Source organism: Frigoribacterium sp. SL97 (assembly GCF_026625765.1).
Classification (GTDB): domain Bacteria; phylum Actinomycetota; class Actinomycetes; order Actinomycetales; family Microbacteriaceae; genus Frigoribacterium.
In genome coordinates, this window is record NZ_CP113062.1 from 3597945 (window position 1) to 3621478 (window position 23534).

At 70.4% G+C, this 23534-nt stretch carries 22 protein-coding genes and 1 pseudogene; 12 read left to right on the forward strand and 11 right to left on the reverse strand.

Annotated elements, in window-relative coordinates; translation table 11 throughout:
• The first annotated feature begins 50 nt into the window (after positions 1-50).
• Positions 51-965, forward strand: a complete 915-nt coding sequence (locus OVA02_RS17600) for an SDR family NAD(P)-dependent oxidoreductase (RefSeq protein WP_056049332.1) — start codon at positions 51-53, stop codon at positions 963-965.
• A 1285-nt stretch (positions 966-2250) separates the two neighbouring features.
• Here OVA02_RS17600 and OVA02_RS17605 read toward each other — a convergent pair.
• The gene (locus tag OVA02_RS17605; protein WP_267658934.1) at positions 2251-2838 is read right to left on the reverse strand and encodes a hypothetical protein; all 588 of its coding nucleotides are present in this window, start codon (positions 2836-2838) and stop codon (positions 2251-2253) included.
• A gap of 205 nt (positions 2839-3043) precedes the next feature.
• Complete coding sequence (locus OVA02_RS17610; protein ID WP_056049339.1) at positions 3044-3613, reverse strand: recombinase family protein; 570 nt, start codon at positions 3611-3613, stop codon at positions 3044-3046.
• A 362-nt stretch (positions 3614-3975) separates the two neighbouring features.
• Here OVA02_RS17610 and OVA02_RS17615 point away from each other — a divergent pair, with 362 nt between their 5' ends.
• The 4 genes and pseudogenes from OVA02_RS17615 (at position 3976) to OVA02_RS17630 (ending at position 7242) form a co-directional block, all read left to right on the forward strand.
• The gene (locus OVA02_RS17615; protein ID WP_267658935.1) at positions 3976-4863 is read left to right on the forward strand and encodes a hypothetical protein; all 888 of its coding nucleotides are present in this window, start codon (positions 3976-3978) and stop codon (positions 4861-4863) included.
• Positions 4864-5080: 217 nt separating this feature from the next.
• Entirely contained in the window at positions 5081-5824 is a 744-nt protein-coding gene (locus tag OVA02_RS17620; protein WP_267658936.1) for a hypothetical protein, read from the forward strand.
• Between the two features lie 481 nt (positions 5825-6305).
• Positions 6306-6928, forward strand: a pseudogene (locus tag OVA02_RS17625) (recombinase family protein).
• 53 nt (positions 6929-6981) lie between these two features.
• Complete coding sequence (locus OVA02_RS17630; RefSeq protein WP_267658937.1) at positions 6982-7242, forward strand: hypothetical protein; 261 nt, start codon at positions 6982-6984, stop codon at positions 7240-7242.
• Between the two features lie 32 nt (positions 7243-7274).
• On the opposite strand, the gene OVA02_RS17635 is transcribed toward OVA02_RS17630, so the two are convergent.
• Together OVA02_RS17635 and OVA02_RS17640 are read right to left on the reverse strand one after the other, a co-directional pair.
• The gene (locus tag OVA02_RS17635) at positions 7275-7613 is read right to left on the reverse strand and encodes a DUF2274 domain-containing protein (protein WP_267658938.1); all 339 of its coding nucleotides are present in this window, start codon (positions 7611-7613) and stop codon (positions 7275-7277) included.
• 154 nt (positions 7614-7767) lie between these two features.
• Entirely contained in the window at positions 7768-8598 is an 831-nt protein-coding gene (locus OVA02_RS17640; RefSeq protein ID WP_267658939.1) for a cation-transporting ATPase, read from the reverse strand.
• Between the two features lie 175 nt (positions 8599-8773).
• Here OVA02_RS17640 and OVA02_RS17645 point away from each other — a divergent pair, with 175 nt between their 5' ends.
• Complete coding sequence (locus OVA02_RS17645; RefSeq protein ID WP_056049351.1) at positions 8774-9829, forward strand: hypothetical protein; 1056 nt, start codon at positions 8774-8776, stop codon at positions 9827-9829.
• A 38-nt stretch (positions 9830-9867) separates the two neighbouring features.
• Entirely contained in the window at positions 9868-10740 is an 873-nt protein-coding gene (locus OVA02_RS17650; RefSeq protein WP_056049353.1) for an endo alpha-1,4 polygalactosaminidase, read from the forward strand.
• Positions 10741-10756: 16 nt separating this feature from the next.
• On the opposite strand, the gene OVA02_RS17655 is transcribed toward OVA02_RS17650, so the two are convergent.
• The 3 genes from OVA02_RS17655 to OVA02_RS17665 are packed head-to-tail and all read right to left on the reverse strand — an operon-like array spanning position 10757 to position 14273.
• Positions 10757-11602, reverse strand: coding sequence for a transglutaminase family protein (locus tag OVA02_RS17655; RefSeq protein ID WP_056049355.1), 846 nt, complete (start codon positions 11600-11602; stop codon positions 10757-10759).
• The gene (locus tag OVA02_RS17660) at positions 11599-12525 is read right to left on the reverse strand and encodes an alpha-E domain-containing protein (RefSeq protein ID WP_056049358.1); all 927 of its coding nucleotides are present in this window, start codon (positions 12523-12525) and stop codon (positions 11599-11601) included. Before OVA02_RS17660 ends, OVA02_RS17655 begins: the two co-directional genes overlap by 4 nt.
• Positions 12519-14273, reverse strand: a complete 1755-nt coding sequence (locus OVA02_RS17665) for a circularly permuted type 2 ATP-grasp protein (protein ID WP_056049361.1) — start codon at positions 14271-14273, stop codon at positions 12519-12521. Before OVA02_RS17665 ends, OVA02_RS17660 begins: the two co-directional genes overlap by 7 nt.
• Positions 14274-14469: 196 nt before the next feature.
• Between OVA02_RS17665 and OVA02_RS17670 the strand changes: the two genes are divergently transcribed.
• From OVA02_RS17670 to OVA02_RS17685, 4 genes are all read left to right on the forward strand, one after another.
• On the forward strand, positions 14470-14682 hold the full coding sequence (locus tag OVA02_RS17670) for a hypothetical protein (RefSeq protein ID WP_056049364.1): 213 nt from the start codon (positions 14470-14472) through the stop codon (positions 14680-14682).
• A gap of 147 nt (positions 14683-14829) precedes the next feature.
• A complete protein-coding gene (locus OVA02_RS17675; protein ID WP_043595797.1) occupies positions 14830-15099 on the forward strand; it encodes a GlsB/YeaQ/YmgE family stress response membrane protein in 270 nt (89 codons plus the stop codon).
• Between the two features lie 105 nt (positions 15100-15204).
• Positions 15205-15945 (forward strand): aminoglycoside 3'-phosphotransferase, encoded by a 741-nt coding sequence (locus OVA02_RS17680; protein WP_267658940.1) that lies wholly within the window; start codon positions 15205-15207, stop codon positions 15943-15945.
• 120 nt (positions 15946-16065) lie between these two features.
• Positions 16066-18780: a phosphoenolpyruvate carboxylase gene (locus OVA02_RS17685; protein WP_420709614.1), complete on the forward strand. Its 2715-nt coding sequence runs from the start codon at positions 16066-16068 to the stop codon at positions 18778-18780.
• A gap of 79 nt (positions 18781-18859) precedes the next feature.
• On the opposite strand, the gene OVA02_RS17690 is transcribed toward OVA02_RS17685, so the two are convergent.
• From OVA02_RS17690 to OVA02_RS17705, 4 genes are all read right to left on the reverse strand, one after another.
• Complete coding sequence (locus OVA02_RS17690) at positions 18860-19822, reverse strand: SDR family NAD(P)-dependent oxidoreductase (RefSeq protein WP_123572107.1); 963 nt, start codon at positions 19820-19822, stop codon at positions 18860-18862.
• 69 nt (positions 19823-19891) lie between these two features.
• Positions 19892-20518, reverse strand: coding sequence for a CDP-alcohol phosphatidyltransferase family protein (locus OVA02_RS17695; RefSeq protein ID WP_123572106.1), 627 nt, complete (start codon positions 20516-20518; stop codon positions 19892-19894).
• A gap of 174 nt (positions 20519-20692) precedes the next feature.
• Complete coding sequence (locus tag OVA02_RS17700) at positions 20693-21127, reverse strand: DNA methylase (protein ID WP_123572105.1); 435 nt, start codon at positions 21125-21127, stop codon at positions 20693-20695.
• A gap of 202 nt (positions 21128-21329) precedes the next feature.
• The gene (locus OVA02_RS17705) at positions 21330-22415 is read right to left on the reverse strand and encodes an alkene reductase (protein ID WP_267659722.1); all 1086 of its coding nucleotides are present in this window, start codon (positions 22413-22415) and stop codon (positions 21330-21332) included.
• 504 nt (positions 22416-22919) lie between these two features.
• Between OVA02_RS17705 and OVA02_RS17710 the strand changes: the two genes are divergently transcribed.
• On the forward strand, positions 22920-23510 hold the full coding sequence (locus OVA02_RS17710) for a TetR/AcrR family transcriptional regulator (protein WP_056049377.1): 591 nt from the start codon (positions 22920-22922) through the stop codon (positions 23508-23510).
• Positions 23511-23534 lie beyond the last annotated feature (24 nt).

A 23534-nucleotide genomic window follows, 5' to 3' on the forward strand; every position in this document is an offset into this window, starting at 1 on the left:
CCTACAGTGGCATTTGCCAGACATTGACCACGAAACATTGGAGCTGCCACATGACCACGCCATGGACTTTGAACGACATCCCACGCCAGGACGCGCGCGTCGCTGTGATCACCGGAGGCAGTAGTGGACTCGGCTTTGAGACCGCCCTCGCCCTCGCGGATCATGGCGCGGCCGTGGTGCTCGCTGTCCGCGACACCACCAAGGGCAAGGAGGCCGCGTCGAGAATCGCCTCCCATGTGCCCAATGCCAAAGTCTCCGTGCAGAACCTGGACCTGGGTTCACTGGAATCCGTGCGCGCAGCGGCCACAGATCTCAGGTCGGCGCACCCGCGGATTGACCTGCTGATCAACAACGCCGGCGTGATGTACACGCCTCAGCAGAAGACAGCCGACGGTTTCGACCTGCAGTTCGGCGTGAACCACCTCGGTCACTTCGCGCTGACCGGGCTGCTGCTCGATCACCTCCTGCCTGTGCCGGGCTCTCGAGTCGTGACGGTGAGCAGCTACGGTCACCGCATTCGCGCGGCTATCTACTTCGACGACCTGCAGTGGGACCGCAGCTACGACCGGGTTGCCGCCTATGGCCAGGCCAAGCTGGCCAACTTGATGTTCACCTACGAGCTGCAGCGCCGCCTCACGGCGTACGGCAGCACTATGGCCGTCGCCGCGCACCCAGGCAACGCTTCCACCGAGTTGACCCAGAACTTGCCTGCTCTCGCGCGGATCGCGTCGGCCGCCGTCAAGCCTTTGCTTGCCCAAAGCGCTGCTGGAGGCGCACTCCCCACACTGCGTGCCGCAACTGATCCAAGCGTGCTCGGCGGCCAGTACTACGGCCCCGACCGCATACGCGAGACCCGAGGACACCCGCAGTTGGTTACATCCAGCGCCGCCTCATACGACCTGACGACACAGCGCCACCTGTGGTCCGTGTCCGAGGAACTCACCGGCGTTACCTTTCCCGCATAACGACTCAACCCCGGAAAAGAGACGCCCTCTATCCAACGACCATAGGCATTCGTTCCTGCAGAACTCCACCTGGCACACAGCCAGGTGGACGATCGACCACCGCCGCCCGATAGCTAACCGCCTATAGGGCGATTAGCCCGCTCTCCCGAGACCGACACCACTACTCACTGACCCCCCGTCTCAGTGCGCGATCCCCTCTCGGGACACGCGCCTGACACACTCGAGGTTGGAAGTCGTCTCGCAATTTCTGGCATTGGAGCGAACCATCGACGCACACGACCTACCCGCGTCACCCGACTGGTCCTTCACCTTTGGAGGCGAGGGCACTGCTCCTGCTGTAAATATCGCTGCCGACGACGCCTTGGCATGACTGGCCTCAGCAACAGAGGATTTACGCCGCAGGAAGAATCCGGCGGCGAGCTTCCCGCCGAGCTGGGTCGCCCTGATCCGCGAGGCGGCAAACGCGGGAGTCTCGGAAGGAGCCATCGCGATTGCGAGCGGACAAAGCCTGGCGTCTGTTCGGAACATCCTCTCTTAGCTTCTGGGTGAGGCCCCCTGTGCCCGCCAGACGATCCCCTATCGGGACGGGTCCCGTGCTGCAACCAATCACGAGGGTTTGCGACGGAAAACAAGCCTTAGAAACCCCAGCAAGGCAGACAGAGCAGAGAGAACTCCCACGAAGATGAAGAGCTTGTTGCCGTCCGCAATCACGAAGAAGAATGCGGCCAAGATCATGCCGAAGCCGACCATAACTCGCTCGAACCACTTCCTCTAGCCCCGATGCGTCATTCGCTCAGGGTAGCCATTGCTCAGGACTCAAAAAGGATCGGCTATTGCGACGTTGCCGCGGAACCACCGTGCAATGACCACCTCGCGGGAAGATGCAGGATGACTACTTCCGAGTGGCTCCGACTCGCGTACTTCCCCTGCCTATTCGTCGCACTGGGCATGCTCGCTTACGTCGGCGTGAAGTACAGCCAAGGAAAGGAACTGCCACGACGCAAGCAACGTCGTGTGCTGTTCGTCGGGGCTCTTGCTCTGGCCGTCGGAGTCGTTCTCTACGCCACGAGCTGGTTCGTTTAGATCGGCGCGGCCGGTTGTCGATCCCCATCGGGCGCCAAATCGCCCCTGAGTTCTCGATCCAGGCTTGAGCATCATCTTTTGGCCAGCCCGCCGCATCAATCGTCAGTGGGCAAGCTGAACATGCCGTGCGGGCCATCGATCGGCGTGCACATGGCCGTCTCGGTGACGTTCCGTGTCAGGTCGATAACGGACTCCGGCTTCACTAGTGCCTCCTCGACCGTCGAACTTGAGCTGCCGCGAGCTCCTGAACTTCCCGCTCGACGGCGCTGGCGTCCGGCGTGGCCAGAACACGTCCATCCTCGTCTTGCGACCTGAGCAAGTGACGGAGATGGACGACGACCCGCAGCAGCTGGGCCTCGGTGTCGAGCGACACCTCTAGGTTTCGCGTCCCCAGTGCGAACGACGGACTCTGCAGTTGGATCATCTTGACGGCTGTGCTCATGAAAGCAGGGTTGTACCAGTTCAAGAAGCCCGTATACGGAACAATTCGAATTTCACGGAGGACGGCGTAGGGAATAATCCGGGTCGAGAACCAGTCGGTCACGAGCAAGCCGTCCTCGCGGGCGACGATCCCGACACGCATCGATCGCAGGGCCACGATCACAGGGATCAGGGCCACACCGAGGGGAGGCAGAAGGTCGCGCGCGGTCACTTTCGATTCACCGTCGGCCCCCAGGATGCCCAGGATGCACGAAGCGACGATGATCAGCGCAAAGATGGAGGCCAAAGCGCGCGAGGGGTACCCGACCCGCCTCAACGGCCTTGAGAGGGCAGGATTCGTTTTAGTCATGCGTACGCCCCCTCCCTCGTTTGTAGTTTCGGCCCGGTGCCATGACTGTGGGGCGGTGCGTGTATCCAGTCGCCCCGGCCGTGCCCGCAACGCTTGCGCCATGCGGCCTTGAGCGTCCTTTCCATCTAGCCTGAAACTACCTCACGACCTCAGCTACAGGTTGTTTCGTCAATGACTCCCTGACCGCCTCGGCACCGATTACCTGTCACGCTTGTTCCCCGCGCTGGACGGCCCGGTAGACCGTTGAGCGAGCGACGCCGAAGAGCTCAGCAATCTCGCTAGTCGTGTGCTCCCCGGTGCGGTGCAGCTGCACGAGGTGCTTCTCCTGCGAGGCGGTGAGCTTGGGCTTGCGACCGCGGAGCTTGCCGGCGGCCTTGGCGATGGCCATGCCTTCGCGGGTGCGGGCCCGGATGAGGTCGGCTTCGAACTCGGCCACCATGCCGAGGACGTTGAACAGGAGCCGGCCCACGGGGTCGGTGGGGTCGTAGACCGCTCCCCCGAGATTCAGGGCAACGCCCTTCTTCGTCAGCTCGTCCGCGATGTCCGTCGCGTCCCGAAGAGAGCGGGCGAGACGGTCGAGCTTCGTGACGACCAGGACGTCACCCGCGCGGCACGCAGCCAGCGCCTCGCGGAGGCCGGGCCGTGCTCGAGTCGTGCCGGACAGCCCGTGGTCAACATGGACGTGTTGATCGTCAACACCAAGTGCTGCAAGACCGTCGCGTTGTGCTGCGAGATCTTGTCCCGAGGTGGAGGCGCGGGCGTATCCGATGAGCATCCGATGACTGTAGCGTTTATACCCCCTTCATCGGGCATTTTTGCGGGACAGGCATACGCGAATCCGCAGGCCAGACGCCACTTGACCTCCGTCGACCAGAACGGTCACCAGAAGGTGTCCCGATGAACGACCGTCTAACGGGCACCAAACTAACGGTCTTGACCCCGACCGGCTCAGAACCCCGTTTCGTACTGGTCACCGTTTCGGCTTAGCCTCCTGACCCCACGGCCGTGCGCCACTCAGGCCCATCCACTGCTAGCCGGACAACACTGCGGTCCGTAATCTCCGGGACATCGCCCAACGCGGCCGATTCACAGCGTTCCGCATTAGTAACTTCGACGGTTCGGTCCCAGGATTCCTTCATGTTGAGGAAAATCAGATTAGGCTTGGTCGTCGCAGCGGTCATCGCCGTGCTGAAAGTCCTCATCATCACCCCGCTGGTCGACATGTACGTGGCGACAGGTAACTGGGCGATTGACCTGTTGAGTCGAACAGGCTCGTGGCTCATCTCTCCGGTGCCCGACTTCGGCTACCTGTTTCTGGTGACCATGGGGCTGTTGCTAATGGTCATGGCAAACGGCGAGAAGTTCCAGCTAACTGGCACTCTCCTCTTGGTAATAGCCACCCTGTGGCTCTCGGTAACAGTCGGCGGGCTCATTCGTCTTTTCAACCCGCCAACTGGTCATCTGAACGGAGACCCCGGCTCGCTCGTGGTACTCATGGGCTGGGCCATTGCACTCATCATCGTGCCCGTGGCCTCGGTCTATCGATATGCCCTAATTGATCTCCTCGTTCGAGATGTTGACTGGGTCATTGCGGCACGGGGGAAGGGCCGGCAAACGGGAGGCGGGTTAATTCGGGGTCGCGTTGAGTGCACGGACGATGACCCGCATGCTCTGAATTTGGGACCGGGAATACGTGAACGCGAGCTGCGATACGCGCGCCGGCGACCTTTGCTCGTCAGGTGGCGTGGCCGCGGGCCCTATCCCGCAGAGCTACGAGCACCGCACAGTTCCGCAGCGTCTTACGAGGAACAGGCCGGGAAGACGCGCGAGGTGCTTCGAGAGCTTAAGAAGTCGCGGGGATTCTTGCTGGGACAGGACATCGCCAAGATTTCTGTCTGGCCTGACGGTGACCGAGTGTTTGGGCAGGCCCAAAACCAGCGCTGGATGTCAGGCGCAAGACGCAACGCGTTGCGGGAAGCTAAACCTGATGACCTCCCCAGACTCGGGCGAGGCGTTCGATCCTGAGAAAGTGAGGGACCTCGCCCGCAGCGGCATCGGCTGACGCAGATAGCTCAAAGGGCCTTCAGAGCTGCCACGAGTTGGCGGCCTGTCGTCGCTCTGCAGCAAACGCTGATGCCTGGTTCAATCTGAGCGCCCCTGGCACTCCGATAAGCCACCGCCTGGTGGTGTTCTGGATCACGTCTTGATGTCCTGTTTGAGGAATCCTCTTACAATGTGGCCCATGAGGAGATTTACGGCGGGGGTCGCCGTGGGGGCGGTTGCGCTGCTGCTGACCGGGTGTGCCGGGATTAGCAGCGAGATGGGCGGGCCACCGGCCGCGACCGGCACCGCGACGAACGGAACCGGGGTGCCGGACCGGCAAGCCGTCCTCGACGAGCTCGGTGCGCCCCCTACCTCGGGGCCGCCGGACCCAGCCCGCCTCGCCGAACTGCGGCAGAAGGCCACCGACCAGCGTTGGGACCAGGTGACAAAGCAATTCCCCGACGCGGTCCGACCCGAGGTCGCCCTGGTCCACGAGATCGAGGGCGGCGACCTCGACCCGCTCATCGCGTGCCTCCGCGAGGCCGGCCTGCCCGTGGTCGACGACGTCGGGAGAGGTAAGGACGGCTCGACCTCGCAGGGCTATTCGTTCGAGATGCCCGACGGCGGGCCGCAGCGCGAGCAGGCCGAACTCGCCAGCTACCGCTGCAACGTCATGTACCCGAGCCCCGTCGCTGAGACGCTCACGGTCGGGCAAGCGGCGTGGTTGTACGACTACCAGACCATGTTCCAGCTGCCGTGCTTCGAGGCGCTCGGCGCCCCGTCAACCGAGCCGAGCATGACTCGCGAGGAGTTCGCGTCGACCTGGCCCCACCAGGGCTGGTTCCCGAGCGCTGGATCAGCATCCAGTCAAGGGCTGACGGACGCCGAAGCGGAACGAGTCGACAAGACCTGCCCCGCGCCCGACTCGGAAACTTTCGGCTAAGGATGCCGTAGCAGCTAGAGGCAACGCATATTCGAGGCGGCACATCCGGCCACAGAAGATTCGTCCAGCAACTTGCTCCAACAAGTACTAGGAAAGCAGTTGCTCAAATGTCGATTCGCGTAAAGCCCCTTCTCATTGGTTTGGTGAAAATCCTCATCGCAAGCCTCAGTGTTGGCCTGACTGCCATAGGCGTTCTAGGCGGCAATCGAGCACACCCAGGTATGTACATCGGGGCCGAGAAGCGAGATGACTACCGACCCTAATGAGGCGGAGCAGCTTGGCATTGCTGGTTTATCGACTGGTCCATTCGCCCTGAGATGGCTTAGAGGGAGCCCGTAGCCTGCGCTACGAGCTCCCTCTCGCTTCGGCGATCGTTCATCGGACGTTCTGCGGCTGCGACCACTCCCCCGGACCTCCGGGCGTATTGCTGTCTCAGATAGGCCGTCCGAAATAGGTTCCGGTGACGGCACCCTCTGTGAGACTGAAGACCACCGGGACCCTCATCGGCTACGCCCGCGTCTCCATCGACACCCAGGACCTCACCGCGCAGCGGGACGCCGCCTGCGCGCTGGGAGTGCCGCCGGAACCGATCTACAGCGACCGCGGCCTGACAGGGACTAATAGGGAGCAGCCGGGGCTCCGAGAGGCTCTGGCGGCCTGCCGGCAGGGCGACACCCTGGGCCTGACGAAGCTCGTTCGCCTCGCGCGATCGCTGCGAGACGCAACCGACATCGCTGAAGAGCTGACGCACCGGCAGGTGCGGCTGACCCTCGGAGGGTCGGTCTACGACCCGACCGACCCCGTCGGGCGATTGCTCTTTGTCGTCCTGGGGATGGTGGCCGAGTTCGAGTCCGACCTGATCCGAGCGCGCACGCGCGAGGGCATGGCCACGGCGAAGGTGCGGGGGAAGCTCAAAGGGCGAAAGCCCAAGCTCTCTCTCCCGCGCAAGAGCGGCACATGGTGGCGATCCACCGCGCCGGTGACCACACGGTCGCCGAACTGGTGGAACTGCTCGGCGTGGGGCGGGCGACGGTCTACCGGGCGCTCGAGCGGCACCCGGCCGCGGTCGATTCAGCCGTGACACTCCCCCGCGCCGACGCCTGATCTCACAGCCGTGTTCCATGAACGAGGGCCGGCGAGGCCGTACTGTGCTGGCCATGACCTCGCTGGCTGAAAGTGCCTATATCTACCGTGACCTCCCGGTCGGATCGTCCAGCGGGGTCGGTGCATGGCTCTTGACTCTCGCACCGGAAACCGGCGAGTCCACCACTGTCATCTTGCCGACCCGCGATCTCCACCACGACCCCGTCCCAGAAGCAGACGAGCGCCTGAGAGACGAGGGTTACCGGGCCGTCGAGTGGCGCTCGAGCGGCGCAGAGCGCTGGGTCACGGACCTTGAAGGACTGGGCGGCCAGTAGCTTAAATCCGTAATTTCTGAACTACGGACGATCTAGTCGTCGAGCTGCGCGCGGACGCGGCGGGCGATGGCCCCTTGCAGCTCGTCGTTTTCCAGCAGCTCTGCAACGAGGGCACGGGTAACGTGCACGTGCGCGACACGCACTCGGCCCTGAGCCTCTGCGAGGCCTGCGGCGTAGTCGATGAGGCCTCGGTAGACCTGGGGAGACAGGTCGGCGGTGATGCGTACGGGCTTGGCTCGAACGACGTTCGGCCGGGGTGCTGGCGTCGCCTCGGCGGCGGGCGCTCCTGGCTGGTTCTGCTCGGGCGTCGTCGGCGCGGCTCCTTGCGTCGCGCGGGCGGCTCGTGCTCGCAGCTCTTCCGCTTTGGTCATCGTCCTGCTCCCAGCGTCTCGTCGGCGGCGTCGGCGTACTTGCCGAGTTCGGTGACCGGGCCGGACCCCCCGCGCGCGGGAGGTCTCGGCGAGTTCCTGGGGTCTCAGGGCGCGAGCCGCGTGGAAGCGAGCCGCGCCGCCGCGGGCCGCGCGGTCAGCGGTCGAAGAGGTTGCCGAGGCCGGGGATCTGGAAGCCCTCGCCGAGGTTGCCGAGCTGGTCGCCCAGCCCACCGACCTGCTCGCCGAGTCCGCCGAGGTACTCCTCGCCGCCCGCGGTCAGGCCGTCCAGCCCCTCGAAGCCGGAGCCGTTGGTCAGCTGGTCGAAGTCGATGCCCGACGTCACGGCGTCGGACAGCAGGGGCAGGGCGACGCTGCTGACGGCGGCCGCCCCGGCCACGGCGACCGCGAGGCCCGCGACCCCCGCCACTCCGGCGCCGACCGCGGCACCTGCCGCGACCTTGCCCCCCGTGCTGCCGAGCACGCGCTTCATCAGGCCGGGGTGTGCGGTCTCGCCCCGGGTCGCCGCCCGGGCGAGGTCGGCCGGGGCGCTCGACGCGGGACGCTCGCCCGCGGGCACCTCGGCGCTCAGGCGGGTGAGCACCTGCTGACGCTGCTCGGGGGTGAGGCGCTCGAAGGCGTCGCGATGGACCTGCTCGAGCTGCTGCGGCGGGGCGGTCTGCAGCAGGTAGTCGTACTTGGCGAGGGCCGCGCGGTCCGCGGCGGACCCCTGGGGGGCGTGGCCCCCGGTGGCCGGGCGCCCGACACCCCGCTGCGGCGCCCCGTACCCGTCGCGCTGGGGCTGGCGGCCGCCCTGCTGCGGCTGCCCGCCCTGGCGGTCGTCGCCGGTCACCTTGTCGGAGACCTTGCGCACCACGTCACGCCAGTCGGTGGAACCGCCGGACGCGCCACCGCGGCCGGACGAAGAAGAAGAGGAGTTGCCGAGCGCACGCGCGGCGGCACCCAGGAGACGGTCGAAGTTGGCCATGCGAGCGATCATCCCGGGCCCGCATCCGAGTAGCCCCCGCAGGAGCCGAGCATCGCCCGGGAACGGCGCGTCCACCGCTGCGGGTTACGGTCGAGCCCTCCTCCGGGTTACATTCGCAGGGGACGTCCGCGCGGGCCCGACCCGCGACGCGCGCTCCATCCTCAGGAGGTGTCGCATGGGCAAGGCAGCAGTCACGGGCTGGGTCGCCCTCGCGATGCTGGTCTCGGGCGCGGCGCTCGTCCTCGCCGCCACCTTCCGCCTGGCCACGGTCGGGCTCTTCGCCGGCGGTTTCCTGCCCATCGGCGACCTCGACTTCGTCACCATCGCGATCTGGCTGCTCGGTGCCGCCCTCGTCGTCGGCGGCGTGGCCCTCGCCCTCGTCGGGCTGACCGACCGGGTGCTCGGTGCCCTGCCGCGCGACGAGCCGGAGCACCCTCTCGAGCACGAGGCCGTCCGCGAGACGACGCCGGCCCCCGTCCGACCGACCACCCAGGAGGCGCGGGTCCTGTCCGCAGGACGGCCGACGGCCGCCCCCGTGGTCGCGTCCGCCCCCGTCCTCGCCGCCACGCCGACGCCGGCGATCGCCTCCGCCACGGGCACGCCCGTCGAGACCGCGTCCACCCGCTCCGCCGTGCCCGAGCAGGCTCCCGCCGGGCCGACCCTCGCCGAACGCCTGCGTCCCGTGCTGTCGTCCGCCGCCACCCGGGTCGCGGCCGCCGTGCGCGCCACGGGTGACGCCCTGGCCCGGGCCGGTCGGGCCACGGCACGGGCCGTCCGTCGCGCCTCCCGGGCCGTGGTCGCATGGGTCCGACGCACCACCCCGGTCGTCGTCGCCTGGTTCCGCACGACCGGCACCACCGTCGCGACGCGCACCCGACCGGCCGCCCGCTCGACCTGGGACGGCGTGCGTCACGGCAGCCGGGCCACCGCGGCCGGTGCCGTCGTCGCCGCCCGGGCCACGGGGGCGACCGCACGACGCGCCTCCTCCGCCGCCGCAGCCAGGGCCCGTGAGAACGCGCGCAGCCTGGCGGACGCCCGCGCCGCCGCCCGACAGGCGGAGCACGACCGCGAACTGGCCCGCGAAGCGGCGCGCCTCGACTTCCTGACCTCGCGCCGCACCCCCGCCGCGCCAGCCACGTCGCCCACCGCCACGGTGGTCACCGCGGGGGCCACCCCCGCCGAGGCCGCGGTCGGCGAGCGCGAGTCCGCGCCGCTGTCGCACACCGCCTGACGGTCGGCCCGGTCGCTCGACTCACCTAGGCTCGCCGCATGCGCACACGCCTCGGACTCGTCGGACTCGTCGGCATCGCGCTGGTCGTGACGGGCTGCACGGGCGTCGACGCCGGGGCCGGTGAACGACCCGAGCGCGCCTCCACGTCCGCGGTGGTGGCCTCGGGGGCCGCGTCGGCCGACGGCGTCGTGCTGCCGCCCGAGGGCGCCCGCTTCGACTACCAACTGGGAGGCGCGTCGCCGGTCCCCGACGGAGCCACGGTCGTCGCCCGCGACAGCACCGACGACCCCGCCGACGACGTCTACGGCATCTGCTACGTCAACGGGTTCCAGACCCAACCGGGCGTCGAGTGGCCGGACGAAGTGCTCGTGCGTACGCCCGACGGCGAACCGCTGGTCGACCCCGGCTGGCCGGACGAGCACCTGTTCGACCTGTCCTCGGAGGCGAACCGGCAGGCCGTGGCGGAGCGCCAGGCGTCGACGATCGACGGCTGCGCCGCCTCGGGCTACCAGGCGGTCGAGTTCGACAACCTCGACTCGTGGACGCGGTCGGACGACGCCTTCGGTGAGGACGACGCGGTCGCCTTCGCGACGCTGCTCGTCGCACGGGCCCACGCGGCCGGGCTGGCCACGGCGCAGAAGAACACCGCCGACCTCGGCGCCCGGGGCCGCGACGAGGTCGGCTACGACTTCGCCGTCACCGAGGAGTGCGACCGCTACGACGAGTGCGGCGCCTTCACGGACGTCTACGGCGGGCTCGTGTTCGACGTCGAGTACACCGACGACCTGCGCGGCTCGGTCGCCGACGTGTGCGCCCGCGTCACCGGACTCGACCCGGCCCCCTCGACCATCGTGCGCGACCACGACCTGGTGCCGGCCGACGACCCGGCCCACGCCTACACGGCCTGCTGACCCGCGCCGGGCGGGCCTAGGCCTCGCGGGTGATCTCGACCGTGACGAAGAGCTCGCTGTTCGACGACCCCGCGTAGACCCCGCGCAGCGGCGGCACGTCGCGGTAGTCGCGGCCCTGGCCGACGACCACGTGCCTTTCGCCGATGTCGATCAGGTTGGTGGGGTCGTAGCCGTGCCAGGTGCCGCAGAAGAACTCCACCCAGGCGTGGGACTCCCCCGTGACGGTCTCGCGCAGCTCGGCCGAGGGCTTCGGGTGCAGGTAGCCGCTGACGTAGCGCGCCGGGATGCCCGCCGCCCGCAGCGCACCGACCGTGACGTGGGCGATGTCCTGGCAGACGCCGGCCCGGGCGGCCCACGACTCGGCGGCCGTGGTCTTCACGTTCGTGACGCCGGGCAGGTACCGGACCGCGCCTCCGACCGTCTCGCAGATCGCCATCGCGGCGGCGCACGGATCGGCGTGGGTCGCCCGAGCCTCGGTTCCGACCGCGGCCAGGTCGGCCGGAGGCGCGGTGAGGGGCGTCTGCTCGAGGTGTTCGACGAACGACGTGCTGGCCCCCGCGACCGCCGCCAGGTCGTCCCACGAGATCGTCTCGGACGGATGCGCCTGCGGCCGCACCTCGACGAGCGAGGTCGCGGTCAGGGAGAGCTGCCGGTGCGGCAGCAGCACCTCGAACGACGACACCCGCGTGCCCCAGTAGTCGACGTACTCGTGCGAGGCGGCGACCGGCTCGATGCGCAGGTGCGACGAGAGCACGAACTGGCCCTCGGTGTGCGCCGGCAGCATGCGTGCCTCGTTGTAGCTCGCGACGGCCTCGCCCTGGTACGAGAAGCCCGTGACGTGCCGGATGCGCAGGCGGCTCACGAGCGCTCCCCCACCCAGGTGGGCGCGGCGCTCGTCGGGAAGTACCGCTGCCTGATCGCCTCGGAGGCGGCGCTCGTCGCGGCCTGCACGGTGTCCATCTGCCCGGGCAGGTCGTCGAGGATGTCGCCGATCGGCCGGAACTCGAGCTCGCTGCGCATCTGCCCGAGGATGCGCACCCCGCTGTCGGAGGCCGCGACCCGGTGGGTCGTCGGCTCGACCTCGCGCAGACAGGCCTCGGCCCGGCTGATCGCGAAGAGCACGCTGCGCGGGAACAGCCGGTCGAGCAGGAGGAACTCGGCCGCGTTGCGGGCGCTCGGCACGCCCCGGTAGGTGCGCAGGTAGGCCTCGTACGCGCCGCACGACCGCAGGATCGTCGTCCACGACGGGCCCGACGCCTCGGTGAGCGTGCGGGTCGCGAGCAGGCGCGCGGTCATGTCGGCCCGCTCGATCGACCGGCCGAGGGTGAAGAACTGCCACACCTCGTCGCGGCTCGTCGCGCTCTCGATGATCCCGACGGCGAGCGCGCTCCGTTCGCGCACCCAGGCGAAGAACTCGTGCACCTTGTCGTCGGCGACCTTGCGCGGCATGCGGGCACGCGTCGTGTTGAGGCACTCCCACAGCTCGGTCGACACGATCTCGCGGGCCCGGCGGGCGTTCTCGCGGGCGGCGCCGAGCGAGTAGGCGATCGACGCCGGGTTGTGCCGGTCGACCGCGAGCATCGACAGGACGTCGCTGCGGGCAAGATCGCCCTCGGGGGCGTCGCTGCCCATCACGGCGAGCAGGCTGCGACAGGCGACGTCCTCCTCGATCCAGGGGTCCTCGAGCAGCAGCTGCAGGTGCACGTCGAGGATGCGGGCCGTGCCGTCCGACCGCTCGATGTAGCGGCCGATCCAGAACAGGCTCTCGGCGATGCGGCTCAGCATGATGGCCCTTCGGTCGGGGTCGTCCCGTGGTCGGGAACGCGGGACGCAGGAGGCGCGGGTCGGCTTCGTGACCCGGCCCGCCCCTCCTTCGTCTGTTGCTGTTGCGCCTGCTGGTCGTTGCGGGGGTCGTCCTGGGGCGCGTGGTCGGGACTGTGGTCGGCCGCCGAGGCCGCGGCCGCGGCGACCTGCTCGGGGGTGATGATCGGGAGCGACTGCGTCGGGGTCGTCTGCTCGGCGATCAGGGCGCTGACGTCGTGACCGGCCCAGGCGTTGACGTCGCCGCCGACGATCCAGGTGTCCTTCGAGCCGCCGCCCTGGCTGCTGTTGACGACGAGCTGGCCCTCGGGCAGCGCGACCCGGGTCAGGCCGCCGGGCAGCACCCAGACGTCGTCGCCGTCGTGCACGGCGAAGGGCCGCAGGTCGGCGTGCCGGGGGCGGAGTCCGTCGTCGACCAGGGTCGGGATCGTGCTGAGCTGCACCACGGGTTGCGCGATCCAGCCGCGGGGGTCGCGTCGCAGCTGGGTGCGCAGGTCGTCGAGCTCGCGGCGGCTGGCGGCCGGGCCGACGACGAGGCCCTTGCCGCCCGAGCCGTCCACGGGCTTCACGACGAGCTCGTCGAGCCGGTCGAGCACCTCGTCGAGGGCCCCGGGGTCCTCGAGCCGCCAGGTGTGCACGTTCGGCAGCAGGGCGTCCTCGCCCAGGTAGTAACGGATCAGCTCGGGCAGGTAGGTGTAGACGAGCTTGTCGTCGGCGACGCCGTTGCCCACCGCGTTCGCGATCGTCACCGTGCCGAGACGGGCGGCCATCAGGAGGCCCGGCGAGCCGAGCACCGAGTCGGCCCGGAACTGCAGCGGATCGAGGAACTCGTCGTCGACGCGGCGGTAGATCACGTCGACGCGTTCGGGTCCGCCGGTGGTCCGCATGAAGACCCGGCCGCCGGAGCAGTAGAGGTCGCGGCCCTCGACCAGCTCGACGCCCATCAGGCGGGCCAGCAGCGTGTGCTCGTAGTAGGCCGAGTTGAACACCCCGGGGGTCAGCACGACGACGGTCGGTTCGTCGACTCCCGAGGGGGCGCTCTTCTTCAGGGCGGCGAGCAGCCGGTTGGGATAATCGCCCACCGGCCGCACGCGCATCGAGACGAACAGCTCGGGCAGCGTCTGCGCCATGACGCGACGGTTCGAGATGACGTAGCTGACGCCGCTCGGGACGCGCACGTTGTCCTCGAGCACGCGCCAGGCTCCGGCCTCGTCCCGGACCAGGTCGATGCCGCTGACCTGGATGCGCACGCCGTTGGCCGGGTCGATGCCGCTCGCCTGCCGGTGGAAGTGGCTCGAGCTCGTGATGAGGCTCGCGGGGATGACCCCGTCGGCGATGGCGGTCTGCGGGCCGTAGACGTCGGCGAGGAACGCCTCGAGGGCCTTGACCCGCTGCTTGATGCCGCGCTCGACGGTGGTCCACTCGGCGTGCTCGACGACCCGGGGTACGGCGTCGAGCGGGAACGGCCGCTCCTCGCCGGCGAAGTCGAAGGTGACGCCCTGCGCCAGGTACGAGTCGGCCAGCGCCGCGGTGCGGCCGCGCAGGTCGTCCTGCGTCATGCCCTCGAGGGTCGCGTGGATCTCGTGGTACGCCCGACGGGGCGTGCCGTCGCGCTCGAACATCTCGTCCCACGCGGCGGCCGGCGGGCGGGCGCCGGTCGCCCGGGCCGCGGCACCCGTGGTGGTCGCGTATCCCTCGAAGAGCTCACCCATGGCTCGACGCTAGCCAGGAGGTGTTGCCGGGGTGTTTCCGTCGTGCGGCGGGGGTGTGTCGGGGTGGAGCCCGGCGAGGGAGGGGACAAAAGCGAACACCGGGAACTTCCCACCAATCCGATTTGTAACAGAGAACTCCCAGGAGGAATAGCGTCACCCCCGAACGACAAGAACGTCCCACCGGGAGGACCACCACATGCGCTTCAAGTACCTCGTCATCGCTCTCATCGCGTTCCTCGCGTACACCTACGGCGCCAAGGCCGGAAAGGGCCGCTACAAGGAGATCAGCAACTTCTTCGGCTCGTTCTGGAACGACCCCAAGGTGAAGAAGGCGCGTGCCCAGGCCAAGAAGGACGTCACCAAGGCCCGCAAGGCCGCGGTGAAGAAGGCCCGCAAGGCCGCGCACTAGTCCTCTCGACCGCTGGGGCCCGAGAGGACGACCTTCTCACGGGCCTCTTCGCATGCGGTCGTCACCCAGACCCCGCTGACACGCACCCGACCCCGACCGTCTCAGCAGCACCCGCGCACTCCGCGCACCAACGAAAAGGACCACATCATGGGCTTCCTCGCCTTCATCCTCCTCGGCCTCATCGCCGGCGCCATCGCCAAGCTCATCCTCCCCGGCCGTCAGGGCGGCGGCTGGATCGCCACCCTGATCCTCGGTGTCATCGGCGCCCTCATCGGTGGCTGGATCGGCGGAGCCGTCTTCAACGTCGGCTACGACGGCTTCTTCAGCATCCAGAGCTGGATCATCGCGATCCTCGGTGCGCTCGTCGTCCTCGTCATCTGGGGCTTCATCACCGGTCGCAAGGGCAGCCGCGCGTAAGCAGCTCCCCCGCACCACGACAGAGCGGGCCGTCCCTCCGGGGGCGGCCCGCTCCGTCGTGCCCGGGGCGGGTGCGGGTGCCGTGGCGGGTGCGAGACTCGGGGCATGTGGACGCAGAACCGGCCCGACCCCGACGCCGAGGTGCCGGAGGCGGTGGTCACGGCCGCGCGCGGCGACGCCATCACCGCGGTGTGGCGCAACGAGGCCGGCGGCACCACCTACCGCCTGGGCGAGGGCCCGACCCGGCGCTTCGTGAAGTGGGCCCCGCACGGCAGCGGCCTCGACCTGCACGCCGAGGAGATGCGGCTGCGGTGGGTCGTCGACTTCACCCCCGCCCCCCGCGTGCTCGAGATCGGCGGTGACGACGAGGGCGAGTACCTCGTCACGGCGGGCGTGCCCGGGCACAGCGCCGTCGACCTGCTCCGGGCCGCGGACCCGGCGACCGCCGTGCGCGAGGCGGGACGGGGGCTGAGGCGACTGCACGACGCGTTGCCGGTCGACGAGTGCCCGTTCAGCTGGTCGGTGGACGACCGGATCGCGACCAGCGAGAAGGCGCGCGCCGTGCCTCCTGACCTCGGCGACCCGCCGCCCGTCGACCTCCTCGTCGTGTGCCACGGCGACCCGTGCGTGCCCAACACGCTGATCGGCGACGACGGCCTCTGGTCGGGGCACGTCGACTTCGACGCCCTCGGCGTCGCCGACCGCTGGGCCGACCTCGCCGTCGCGACGATGAGCCTCGGCTGGAACCACGGCCCCGGCTTCGAGCAGACCTTCCTCGACGCGTACGGCGTCGCCGACGACCCCGTCCGCACGGCGTACTACCGGGCGCTCTGGGCCGCGACGTGAGCCGGATCGCGCCGTGTCGCGGGTCACGACGCCACGATGTGGGCACCGCGCCACGATTAAACATGGCGGCGTGACCACATCGTGGCGTCATGGAGCGCCCGGGTCGTCCAAGATGGTGCGGTGACCGACATCGAGACCACACGACGACACGACGGCAGCCGTGACGACATCAGCGGCGCCGTCGACGGCAGCCTCCGTCAGGACGTCAGCTACCTCGGCAGCCTGCTCGGCCGGGTGCTGCGCGAATCCGGCGGCGACGAACTCTTCCAGGCCGTCGAGGACGTCCGGGCCGCCGTCATCGCCGCCTACGAGGGAGCCGACGACGCGAGCCTCGACGACGCCCAGCGCCTCGTCGACGCCCTCGACCAGGGGCTCGCCGAGCAGGTCGCCCGCGCCTTCACCTGCTACTTCCACCTCAGCAACCTCGCGGAAGAACACCACCGCGTCCGCGTGCTGCGCCGCCGCGGCAGCGAGGCGAGCGCCGCGGGCGACTCGGTCTCGGCCACGCTGCGCCAGCTCACCGAGGAGGTCGGGGCCGAGGAGGCCTCCAAACGGCTCGACGCGCTGCGCTTCCACCCCGTGCTCACCGCGCACCCGACCGAGGCCCGCCGCCGTGCGGTCGCGTCGAGCATCCGTCGGATCAGCGACCTGATGACCGACCGCGACCGGCTCGAGAACGACGTGGCCGTGGCCGAGGCCGAACGCCGCCTCCTCGAGGAGGTCGACACGCTCTGGCGCACCTCGCCGATCCGTACCACGCGGCCGACCCCGCTCGACGAGGTCCGCACGGCCATGAGCATCTTCGACCAGACGCTCTTCGAGATCGTGCCGCAGGTCTACCGCCTGCTCGACGACCGCCTGCTCGGGGACGCCGCCGGCCGCGAACCCGCCGTCGCCCCCGCCTTCATGCGCCTCGGCACCTGGATCGGCGGAGACCGCGACGGCAACCCGCACGTGACCGCCGAGGTCACCCGGGCCGCCGCAGACATCGCCGCCGAGCACGTGCTGCTGGGGCTGCACCGCGCGACCACCCGCATCGGCGGCACCCTGACCCTCGACGAGGCCGAGACCCCGGCCTCCGCCGAGCTGGTGTCCCTCGCGGAGGCGCAGCGCCGGATGGACGCGGACGTCGCGTCCCGCATCGGCGTGCGCTCGCCCCACGAGCTGCACCGCCGGGTGCTCATGTTCGTCGCGGCCCGCATCGACGCCACCCGTCGCGAAGGGGCCCCGCTCGCCTACGGCCACCCCGACGAGCTGCTCGCCGACCTGCGGGTCGTGCAGCAGTCGCTGCGCGCGGCCGGCGCCCACCGCAGCGCCAACGGCGACCTGCAGGGCCTCGTCTGGCAGGTCGAGACCTTCGGGTTCCACCTCGCCGAGCTCGAGGTGCGCCAGCACTCGCAGGTGCACCGGACGGCCCTCGCCGAGCTGCGGGCGGCCGATCCCGTGGCCGGCGGGGCGCAGGCGCCCGGCGGCGACGCCGGGTCCGACACCGCGCCTCCTGCACGCAGCGAGACGACCGACGAGGTGCTCGCGGTGTTCCGCACGATCGCCGACCTGCAGAAGCGCTACGGCGTGCGCGCCGCGTCGCGCTACATCGTGTCGTTCACGCAGTCGTCGGCCGACCTGGCCACCGTCTACGAGCTCGCCGAGCGCGCGATGGGCGACGAGCCCGCACCCGTGCTCGACGTGATCCCGCTGTTCGAGACGTTCGCCGACCTCGAGGCCAGCACGCGCATCCTCGACGAGGCCCTGCAGACCGAGGCGGTGCAGAAGCGCCTCGCGGCGACCGGTCGCCGCCTCGAGGTCATGCTGGGCTACTCGGACTCGTCGAAGGACGTCGGGCCCGTCTCGGCGACCTTCGCGCTCTACTCCGCCCAGGCCCGCATCGCCGACTGGGCCGCCGAGAACGACATCGAGCTGACGCTGTTCCACGGTCGCGGCGGCGCCCTCGGCCGCGGCGGCGGACCGGCGAACGAGGCCGTGCTGGCTCAGCCGCCGGCATCGGTCGACGGTCGCTTCAAGATCACCGAGCAGGGCGAGGTCATCTTCGCCCAGTACGGCAACAAGACCATCGCCGCCCGGCACGTCGAGCAGATGGCCGCGGCCACCCTGCTGGCCTCGAGCCCGTCGAACGAACAGGCCAACGCGACGGCCGCCACCCGGTTCGCCGAGGTCGCCTCCACGATGGACGTCGCCTCACGCGAGGCGTTCTTCGGCCTCGTCAAGGCCGACGGCTTCGCCTCGTGGTTCGCGGCCGTCACCCCGATGGAGGAGGTCGGACTGCTCGCGCTGGGTTCCCGTCCCGCCCGTCGAGGCCTCTCGGTCGAGTCCCTCGAGGACCTCCGGGCGATCCCCTGGGTCTTCGCCTGGACGCAGGCCCGCATCAACCTCGCCGGCTGGTACGGCCTGGGGTCGGCCCTCGAGGCCGTGGGCGACCTCGACCTGCTCCGTGAGGCCTACGCGACCTGGCCGCTCTTCTCGGCGATGATCAAGAACGTCGAGATGTCGCTCGCCAAGACCGACGAGCACATCGCCCGCGAGTACCTGGCGCTGGCCGACCGCGACGACCTCGCCGGACGCGTCCTCGACGAGATGGCCCGCACGCGCAAGTGGGTGCTCGCGGTCAGCGGCCACGGCGAGGTGCTCGACGGCCGCCCGGTGCTCAGCCGCGCGGTGCGTCTGCGGTCGCCCTACGTCGACGCGCTCTCGCTGCTGCAGCTGCGCGCCCTGCGGGCGATCCGCGTCGCGGGCGGAGGCGACCCGGCGGACGCCGACCACCGCCTGCTGCTGCTGAGCGTCAACGGGATCGCCGCCGGGCTGCAGAACACGGGCTGACGCCCGGAGGCAGGACGCAGGAGGCGCGGGCGGGGTCGTCGACCCGGCCCGCGCCGCCTGCGTCCTGCGCCTGCGCCGGTCAGGCGAGCAGCTGCTCGCTGAGCGCCCAGAGGCGGTCGGACTGCTCGGGGTCGAGGGCGTAGTCCTTGACGCCGCGACCGCGGGCGTCCTCGCGGAACGGCTCGGCCTCGGCGACGTCCTCGAAGTAGCGGGCCCCGACGCCCTCGGCGAGGGGGTGGACGGCCACGAAGACCGACGTCGCGGCCCCCTGCTGCGTCGACTTGAACGCCGGGTTGGGGGTGCCGTCCTCGTCGATCCAGCCGCGGTCGAGCATCTCCTGCTTGGGCAGGTGGCGCTGCAGCGGCGTCATGATGCCGCCCGGGTGCACGGCGTTGGCGAGCACGCCGTCGTCGGCCCAGCGCTGCGTGACGCCGACCGCGAAGAGCGAGTTCGCGGTCTTCGACTGGCCGTAGGCCGACCACGGGTCGTACTCGCGACGCTCGAACATCACGTCGTCGAACACGACGGGCGAGAAGTGGTGGCCGGTCGAGCTGAGCGACACGAGTCGCGACGGGGTGCCCGAGGCCTGGGCGCCCTCGACCAGGGCTCCTCGGAGCGCGTTCGCGAGGGCGAAGTGACCGAGGTGGTTGTTGCTGAACTGGAGTTCCCACCCCTCGGGGGTGCGGGTCTCGGGCGTGGCCATGATGCCGGCGTTGTCGATGAGCACGTCGAGCGGGCCCTGCCACGCGTCGGCGAAGGCCTGCAGGGTGTCGCGCTTCTCGAGGTCGAGGATCGCGGCACGGACGGTGCCGCCGCCGTCGCCGGTGCTCTCGCGGATGTCGGCGACGGCCTGCTCTCCCTGTTCGGGGCGGCGCACGGCGAGGGTCACGTCGGCGCCGGCGGCGACGAGGGAGCGGGCGGTCTCGATGCCGATGCCGGACGCGGCGCCGGTCACGACGATGCGCCTGCCGGTCAGGTCGAGGCCGTCGACGACCTCGTCCGCGGTGGTGGCGGCGCTGAAGGGGGTGGTGATGCGAGTCATGGGGTCGACGCTACGCCCGGGCCCCGGGCGGGCGGTCAGTCCCCGGACGGGCGGTCGGGCCCCGGACCGTCAGGCGGTACGGCGGGCGCGACGGGTGCGGACGAGTGCCGCGGCGTAGAGGACGGCGGCGACCCAGTGGCCGACGAGTCCGGCCCAGAGCACCACGAGGCCGATCGTGCGGGCGACGGCACCGGCGTCGGCGAGCGGGGCCGACGACGCGCCTCCCGATCCGCCGAACTGGTCCACGACCGCGGCCGCGACCAGCACGAGCAGCAGCCCGACGAAGATGAGCGCGGTGCGGATCTTGCCGACCCACGTCACCGGGAACGAGGCCCCGGCCAGCACGAACAGGGCGTAGGCGCTCAGCAGCAGATCGGGCACGAGCAGCAGCGGCAGGACCGGCCACGGCACGAGACCGCCCGCGACGAACGCGATGACGACGACGATCACGGTGATGCGGTCCGCCACCGGGTCGAGCCACCGGCCGAGCTCGGAGGTGGTGTTCGTCCGGCGGGCGATGAACCCGTCGAGGAAGTCGGTCACGAAGACGACCGCGATGACGACCATCGCCGACCAGTAGTGCTGCCCCACGATCAACACGAGGAACACCGGCAGCAGCAGCAGCCGGGCCGCCGAGATGGCGTTGGGCACGGTGCGCCATTCGTCCTGTCGGAACAGCTTGTCGACGAGCGTCACGGGGCCCCCTCTGCACGATCGCGCGGACCGTCGGTGCCGGTCGCACCGATCACACCCGAGGAGGCGCGGGTCGCGCCCCCGAGATCGCCTCGAGTCTACGGGTGCCCCGCTCCCGACCCGAGGACGCCTTCGCCGTCCGGCGGTGCCGTCAGGCGGCGCCGCCAGACGGTGCCGTCAGGCGGTGCCGTAGAGGGCGACGGGCAGCTCCCGCGTGAAGATCTCGGCCGTCTTCGGGCCGACGCCCTTCAGGTCGGTGAGGCGGCGGGTCAGCTCGGCACGGTCGGCCGACGACCGCACGAGGTGGTTCACCGACCCCCAGTCGGAGTCGATGCGCCCCATGACCTCGTGCAGCTCGTCGCTCATCACGTGGTCGATGCGGGCGTAGCCGGCCTCGTCGAGCAGCCGGCGCAGCCCCTCGTGGTCGTGCTCGGCGAAGCGTGCGGGGCTCGTCAGCCCGTGGTCGACGAGCACCTGGTAGGTCTCGGCGGCCACGCTCTGCTGCACGGGCCGGCCGAACAACACGCTCGCGAGCAGCCAGCGGTACAGCTGCTGCGGCGAGCCCTCGCTCACGTCGATCCCGAGGTCGGACGGGTGCTTCACGTCGGTCATGCCGTCCTGTCTACGCCGGGTGCGCGGCGCGGGTGACGCGACCCGCGCCTCCTCGGCTCGCCGTGCGCCGGCGGCCGCGCGGACCGGCCGCGCGGGTCGGCCGCACGGGCCGGCCGCACGACGACGGACCCCGCCCCGGGCGACCGACCACGGGAGGACGTGGTGGGTCGCCCGGGACGGGGTCCGCGGTGCGGGCGCCGGACTAGCGCGCGGCGTGCTCCAGCGTCGGGTAGTCCGTGTAGCCCTCGGCACCCTCGGCGTAGAACGTGGCGGGGTTCGGCTCGTTGACCTCGTGGTCACCCTGCCACCGCTCGACCAGGTCGGGGTTGGCGATGGCGAAACGGCCCACGGCCACGGCGTCGGCTTGGCCGTCGGCGACCTCGGCGATGGCCTCGTCGCGCGTGGTGATCTGACCGAAGCCGCTGTTGACGATGAAGGCACCACCGAAGCGCGTGCGGAGGTCCTGGACGAGCTCGCCGCGCAGGTCGGCCTGCAGCACGCTGAGGTAGGCGAGGCCGAGCGGCGCGAGGCCCTCGACGAGCGCACGGTAGACGGCCGTCACGTCGGCGACGTCGGTCTCGACGACGTCCTGGATGTTGTGCATGGGCGACAGCCGGATGCCGACGCGGCCGGCACCGATCGCCTCGGCCACGGCGGTCGCGGTCTCGATCGCGAGGCGGGCGCGGTTCTCGGGGGTTCCGCCGTACTCGTCGGTGCGGACGTTCGAGACGGGCGAGAGGAACTCGTGCAGCAGGTAGCCGTTGGCGCTGTGGATCTCGACGCCGTCGAGCCCGGCCTCGAGCACGGCGCGCTTCGACGCGGCGACGATGTCGGCCGTGACCTGGTGGACCTCGTCGGTCGTGAGGGCGTGCGGCACGGGGAAGTCGACCTTGCCGGTGGCGGTGTGCACCTGGCCGTCGATGGCGATAGCGCTGGGGGCGACGATGCGGTCGGTGCGCGTGATGTCGGTGTGCGAGACGCGGCCACCGTGCATGACCTGCATGACGATCTGGCCGCCCTCGGCGTGGACGGCCTCGGCGACGCGCTTCCAGCCGGCGACCTGCTCGTCGGTGACGATGCCGGGCTGACCGTCGTAGGCCTTGGACTCCTGCGAGGGCCAGGTGCCCTCGGTCGTGATCAGACCGAAGGAGGCGCGCTGACGGTAGTGCTCCACCACGACGTCGCCCGGAACGCCGTCGTCGCCGGAGCGGAGACGGGTGAGGGGCGCCATGACGACGCGGTTGCGCAGCTCGAGCTGGCCGAAGGTGGCGGGAGAGAAGAGGTCCAAGGGTGGTCCTTCCGAACGGTGAGGCGCCCTCGGGCGGGGGCGCTCGTGGGACAACGCCCCCGTTGCACGATGCATTCCCCGGCCCACGAGGCCCGGGAGCGCCGCGAGGAGGGCGCCGAGGGCTGCCACGGCGAGGGCCACGCCGTAGCCGCCGGTCCCGACGAGCGCGCCCAGGACGACGGCCCCCACGGCCTGGCCCAGCACCAACAGCACGAAGAGCAGGGCCGTCCCGCTCGCGGCCCGCTCGGCGTCGATCTCGGCCGTCCAGGCGATCAGCGCACCCGTCGCCGCCGTGTAGGCCCAGCCGAAGGCCGCGCAGGCCACGAACGCCACCGGCACGACGCCCGGCAGGGTCGCCAACCCGGCCGTGCCCGCCGCCATCGCGACCAGCGTGAGCGTCCAGACCGTCCCGGGGGCCAGGCCCGCCAGCGGTCGGGCGGTGGCGATGACGGCGGTGCCGCCCGCGCCGAGGCAGACCCAGGCCCCGACCGACAGCTCGGCCGCATGCCCCTGCGCCCGGCCAGCGAGAAGAAGATCCTCGACGCCGCCGACGACCTGTTCTTCACGAACGGCATCGCCGCGACGCCCGTCGACGCCGTCCTCGCCCGCGCCGGCGTCTCGGCCGCGACGATGTACCGCGGCTACCGCAGCAAGGAGGCGCTGGTCGCCGCAGCGCTGACCCGTCGCCACCACGACTGGCTCGCCACCTGGGACGCCGCCGTCGCCCGGTGCGACGAGGCCGGCCCGCGCCTCCTCGCGGTCTTCGACGCGTTGGACGACTTCCGGTCCCGCCCGACGGGGGCACGCTGGTGTGCGTTCCTGGCCTCGGCGGCCGAGTACGTCGATCCGCCCGCCGACGTCGCCGAGGCCGTGCGGCTCGACACCGAGACGCTGCGGACGCGACTCACCGACCTGGCACGCCCGCTCGTCGGCCCCGAGGCCGAGGGGCTCGCCGAACGCCTGCTGCTGGTGGTCACCGGCGACCTCGCCATGCGACTCCGCGAGCCCGACCGCGACACGACGACGGGCCGGGCCGTCGCGGCGTCGCTCATCTACGCCGCCGGCGCCACCGGCGCCCCGAGCCCCGGCCGCTGAGACCCTCCTGCGCGCACGAGGGTC

Bases quoted from the DNA above. Each gene is read 5' to 3' on its own strand.
- OVA02_RS17700 (WP_123572105.1), bottom strand. From the start codon at position 21,127: ATGACCGACGTGAAGCACCCGTCCGACCTCGGGATCGACGTGAGCGAG.
- OVA02_RS17605 (WP_267658934.1), bottom strand. From the start codon at position 2,838: ATGACTAAAACGAATCCTGCCCTCTCAAGGCCGTTGAGGCGGGTCGGG.
- OVA02_RS17710 (WP_056049377.1), top strand. From the start codon at position 22,920: ATGCCCCTGCGCCCGGCCAGCGAGAAGAAGATCCTCGACGCCGCCGAC.
- OVA02_RS17690 (WP_123572107.1), bottom strand. From the start codon at position 19,822: ATGACTCGCATCACCACCCCCTTCAGCGCCGCCACCACCGCGGACGAG.
- OVA02_RS17660 (WP_056049358.1), bottom strand. From the start codon at position 12,525: ATGCTGAGCCGCATCGCCGAGAGCCTGTTCTGGATCGGCCGCTACATC.
- OVA02_RS17620 (WP_267658936.1), top strand. From the start codon at position 5,081: ATGAGGAGATTTACGGCGGGGGTCGCCGTGGGGGCGGTTGCGCTGCTG.
- OVA02_RS17645 (WP_056049351.1), top strand. From the start codon at position 8,774: ATGGGCAAGGCAGCAGTCACGGGCTGGGTCGCCCTCGCGATGCTGGTC.
- OVA02_RS17635 (WP_267658938.1), bottom strand. From the start codon at position 7,613: ATGACCAAAGCGGAAGAGCTGCGAGCACGAGCCGCCCGCGCGACGCAA.
- OVA02_RS17615 (WP_267658935.1), top strand. From the start codon at position 3,976: ATGTTGAGGAAAATCAGATTAGGCTTGGTCGTCGCAGCGGTCATCGCC.
- OVA02_RS17610 (WP_056049339.1), bottom strand. From the start codon at position 3,613: ATGCTCATCGGATACGCCCGCGCCTCCACCTCGGGACAAGATCTCGCA.
- OVA02_RS17670 (WP_056049364.1), top strand. From the start codon at position 14,470: ATGCGCTTCAAGTACCTCGTCATCGCTCTCATCGCGTTCCTCGCGTAC.
- OVA02_RS17600 (WP_056049332.1), top strand. From the start codon at position 51: ATGACCACGCCATGGACTTTGAACGACATCCCACGCCAGGACGCGCGC.
- OVA02_RS17650 (WP_056049353.1), top strand. From the start codon at position 9,868: ATGCGCACACGCCTCGGACTCGTCGGACTCGTCGGCATCGCGCTGGTC.
- OVA02_RS17665 (WP_056049361.1), bottom strand. From the start codon at position 14,273: ATGGGTGAGCTCTTCGAGGGATACGCGACCACCACGGGTGCCGCGGCC.
- OVA02_RS17680 (WP_267658940.1), top strand. From the start codon at position 15,205: ATGTGGACGCAGAACCGGCCCGACCCCGACGCCGAGGTGCCGGAGGCG.
- OVA02_RS17640 (WP_267658939.1), bottom strand. From the start codon at position 8,598: ATGGCCAACTTCGACCGTCTCCTGGGTGCCGCCGCGCGTGCGCTCGGC.
- OVA02_RS17630 (WP_267658937.1), top strand. From the start codon at position 6,982: ATGACCTCGCTGGCTGAAAGTGCCTATATCTACCGTGACCTCCCGGTC.
- OVA02_RS17675 (WP_043595797.1), top strand. From the start codon at position 14,830: ATGGGCTTCCTCGCCTTCATCCTCCTCGGCCTCATCGCCGGCGCCATC.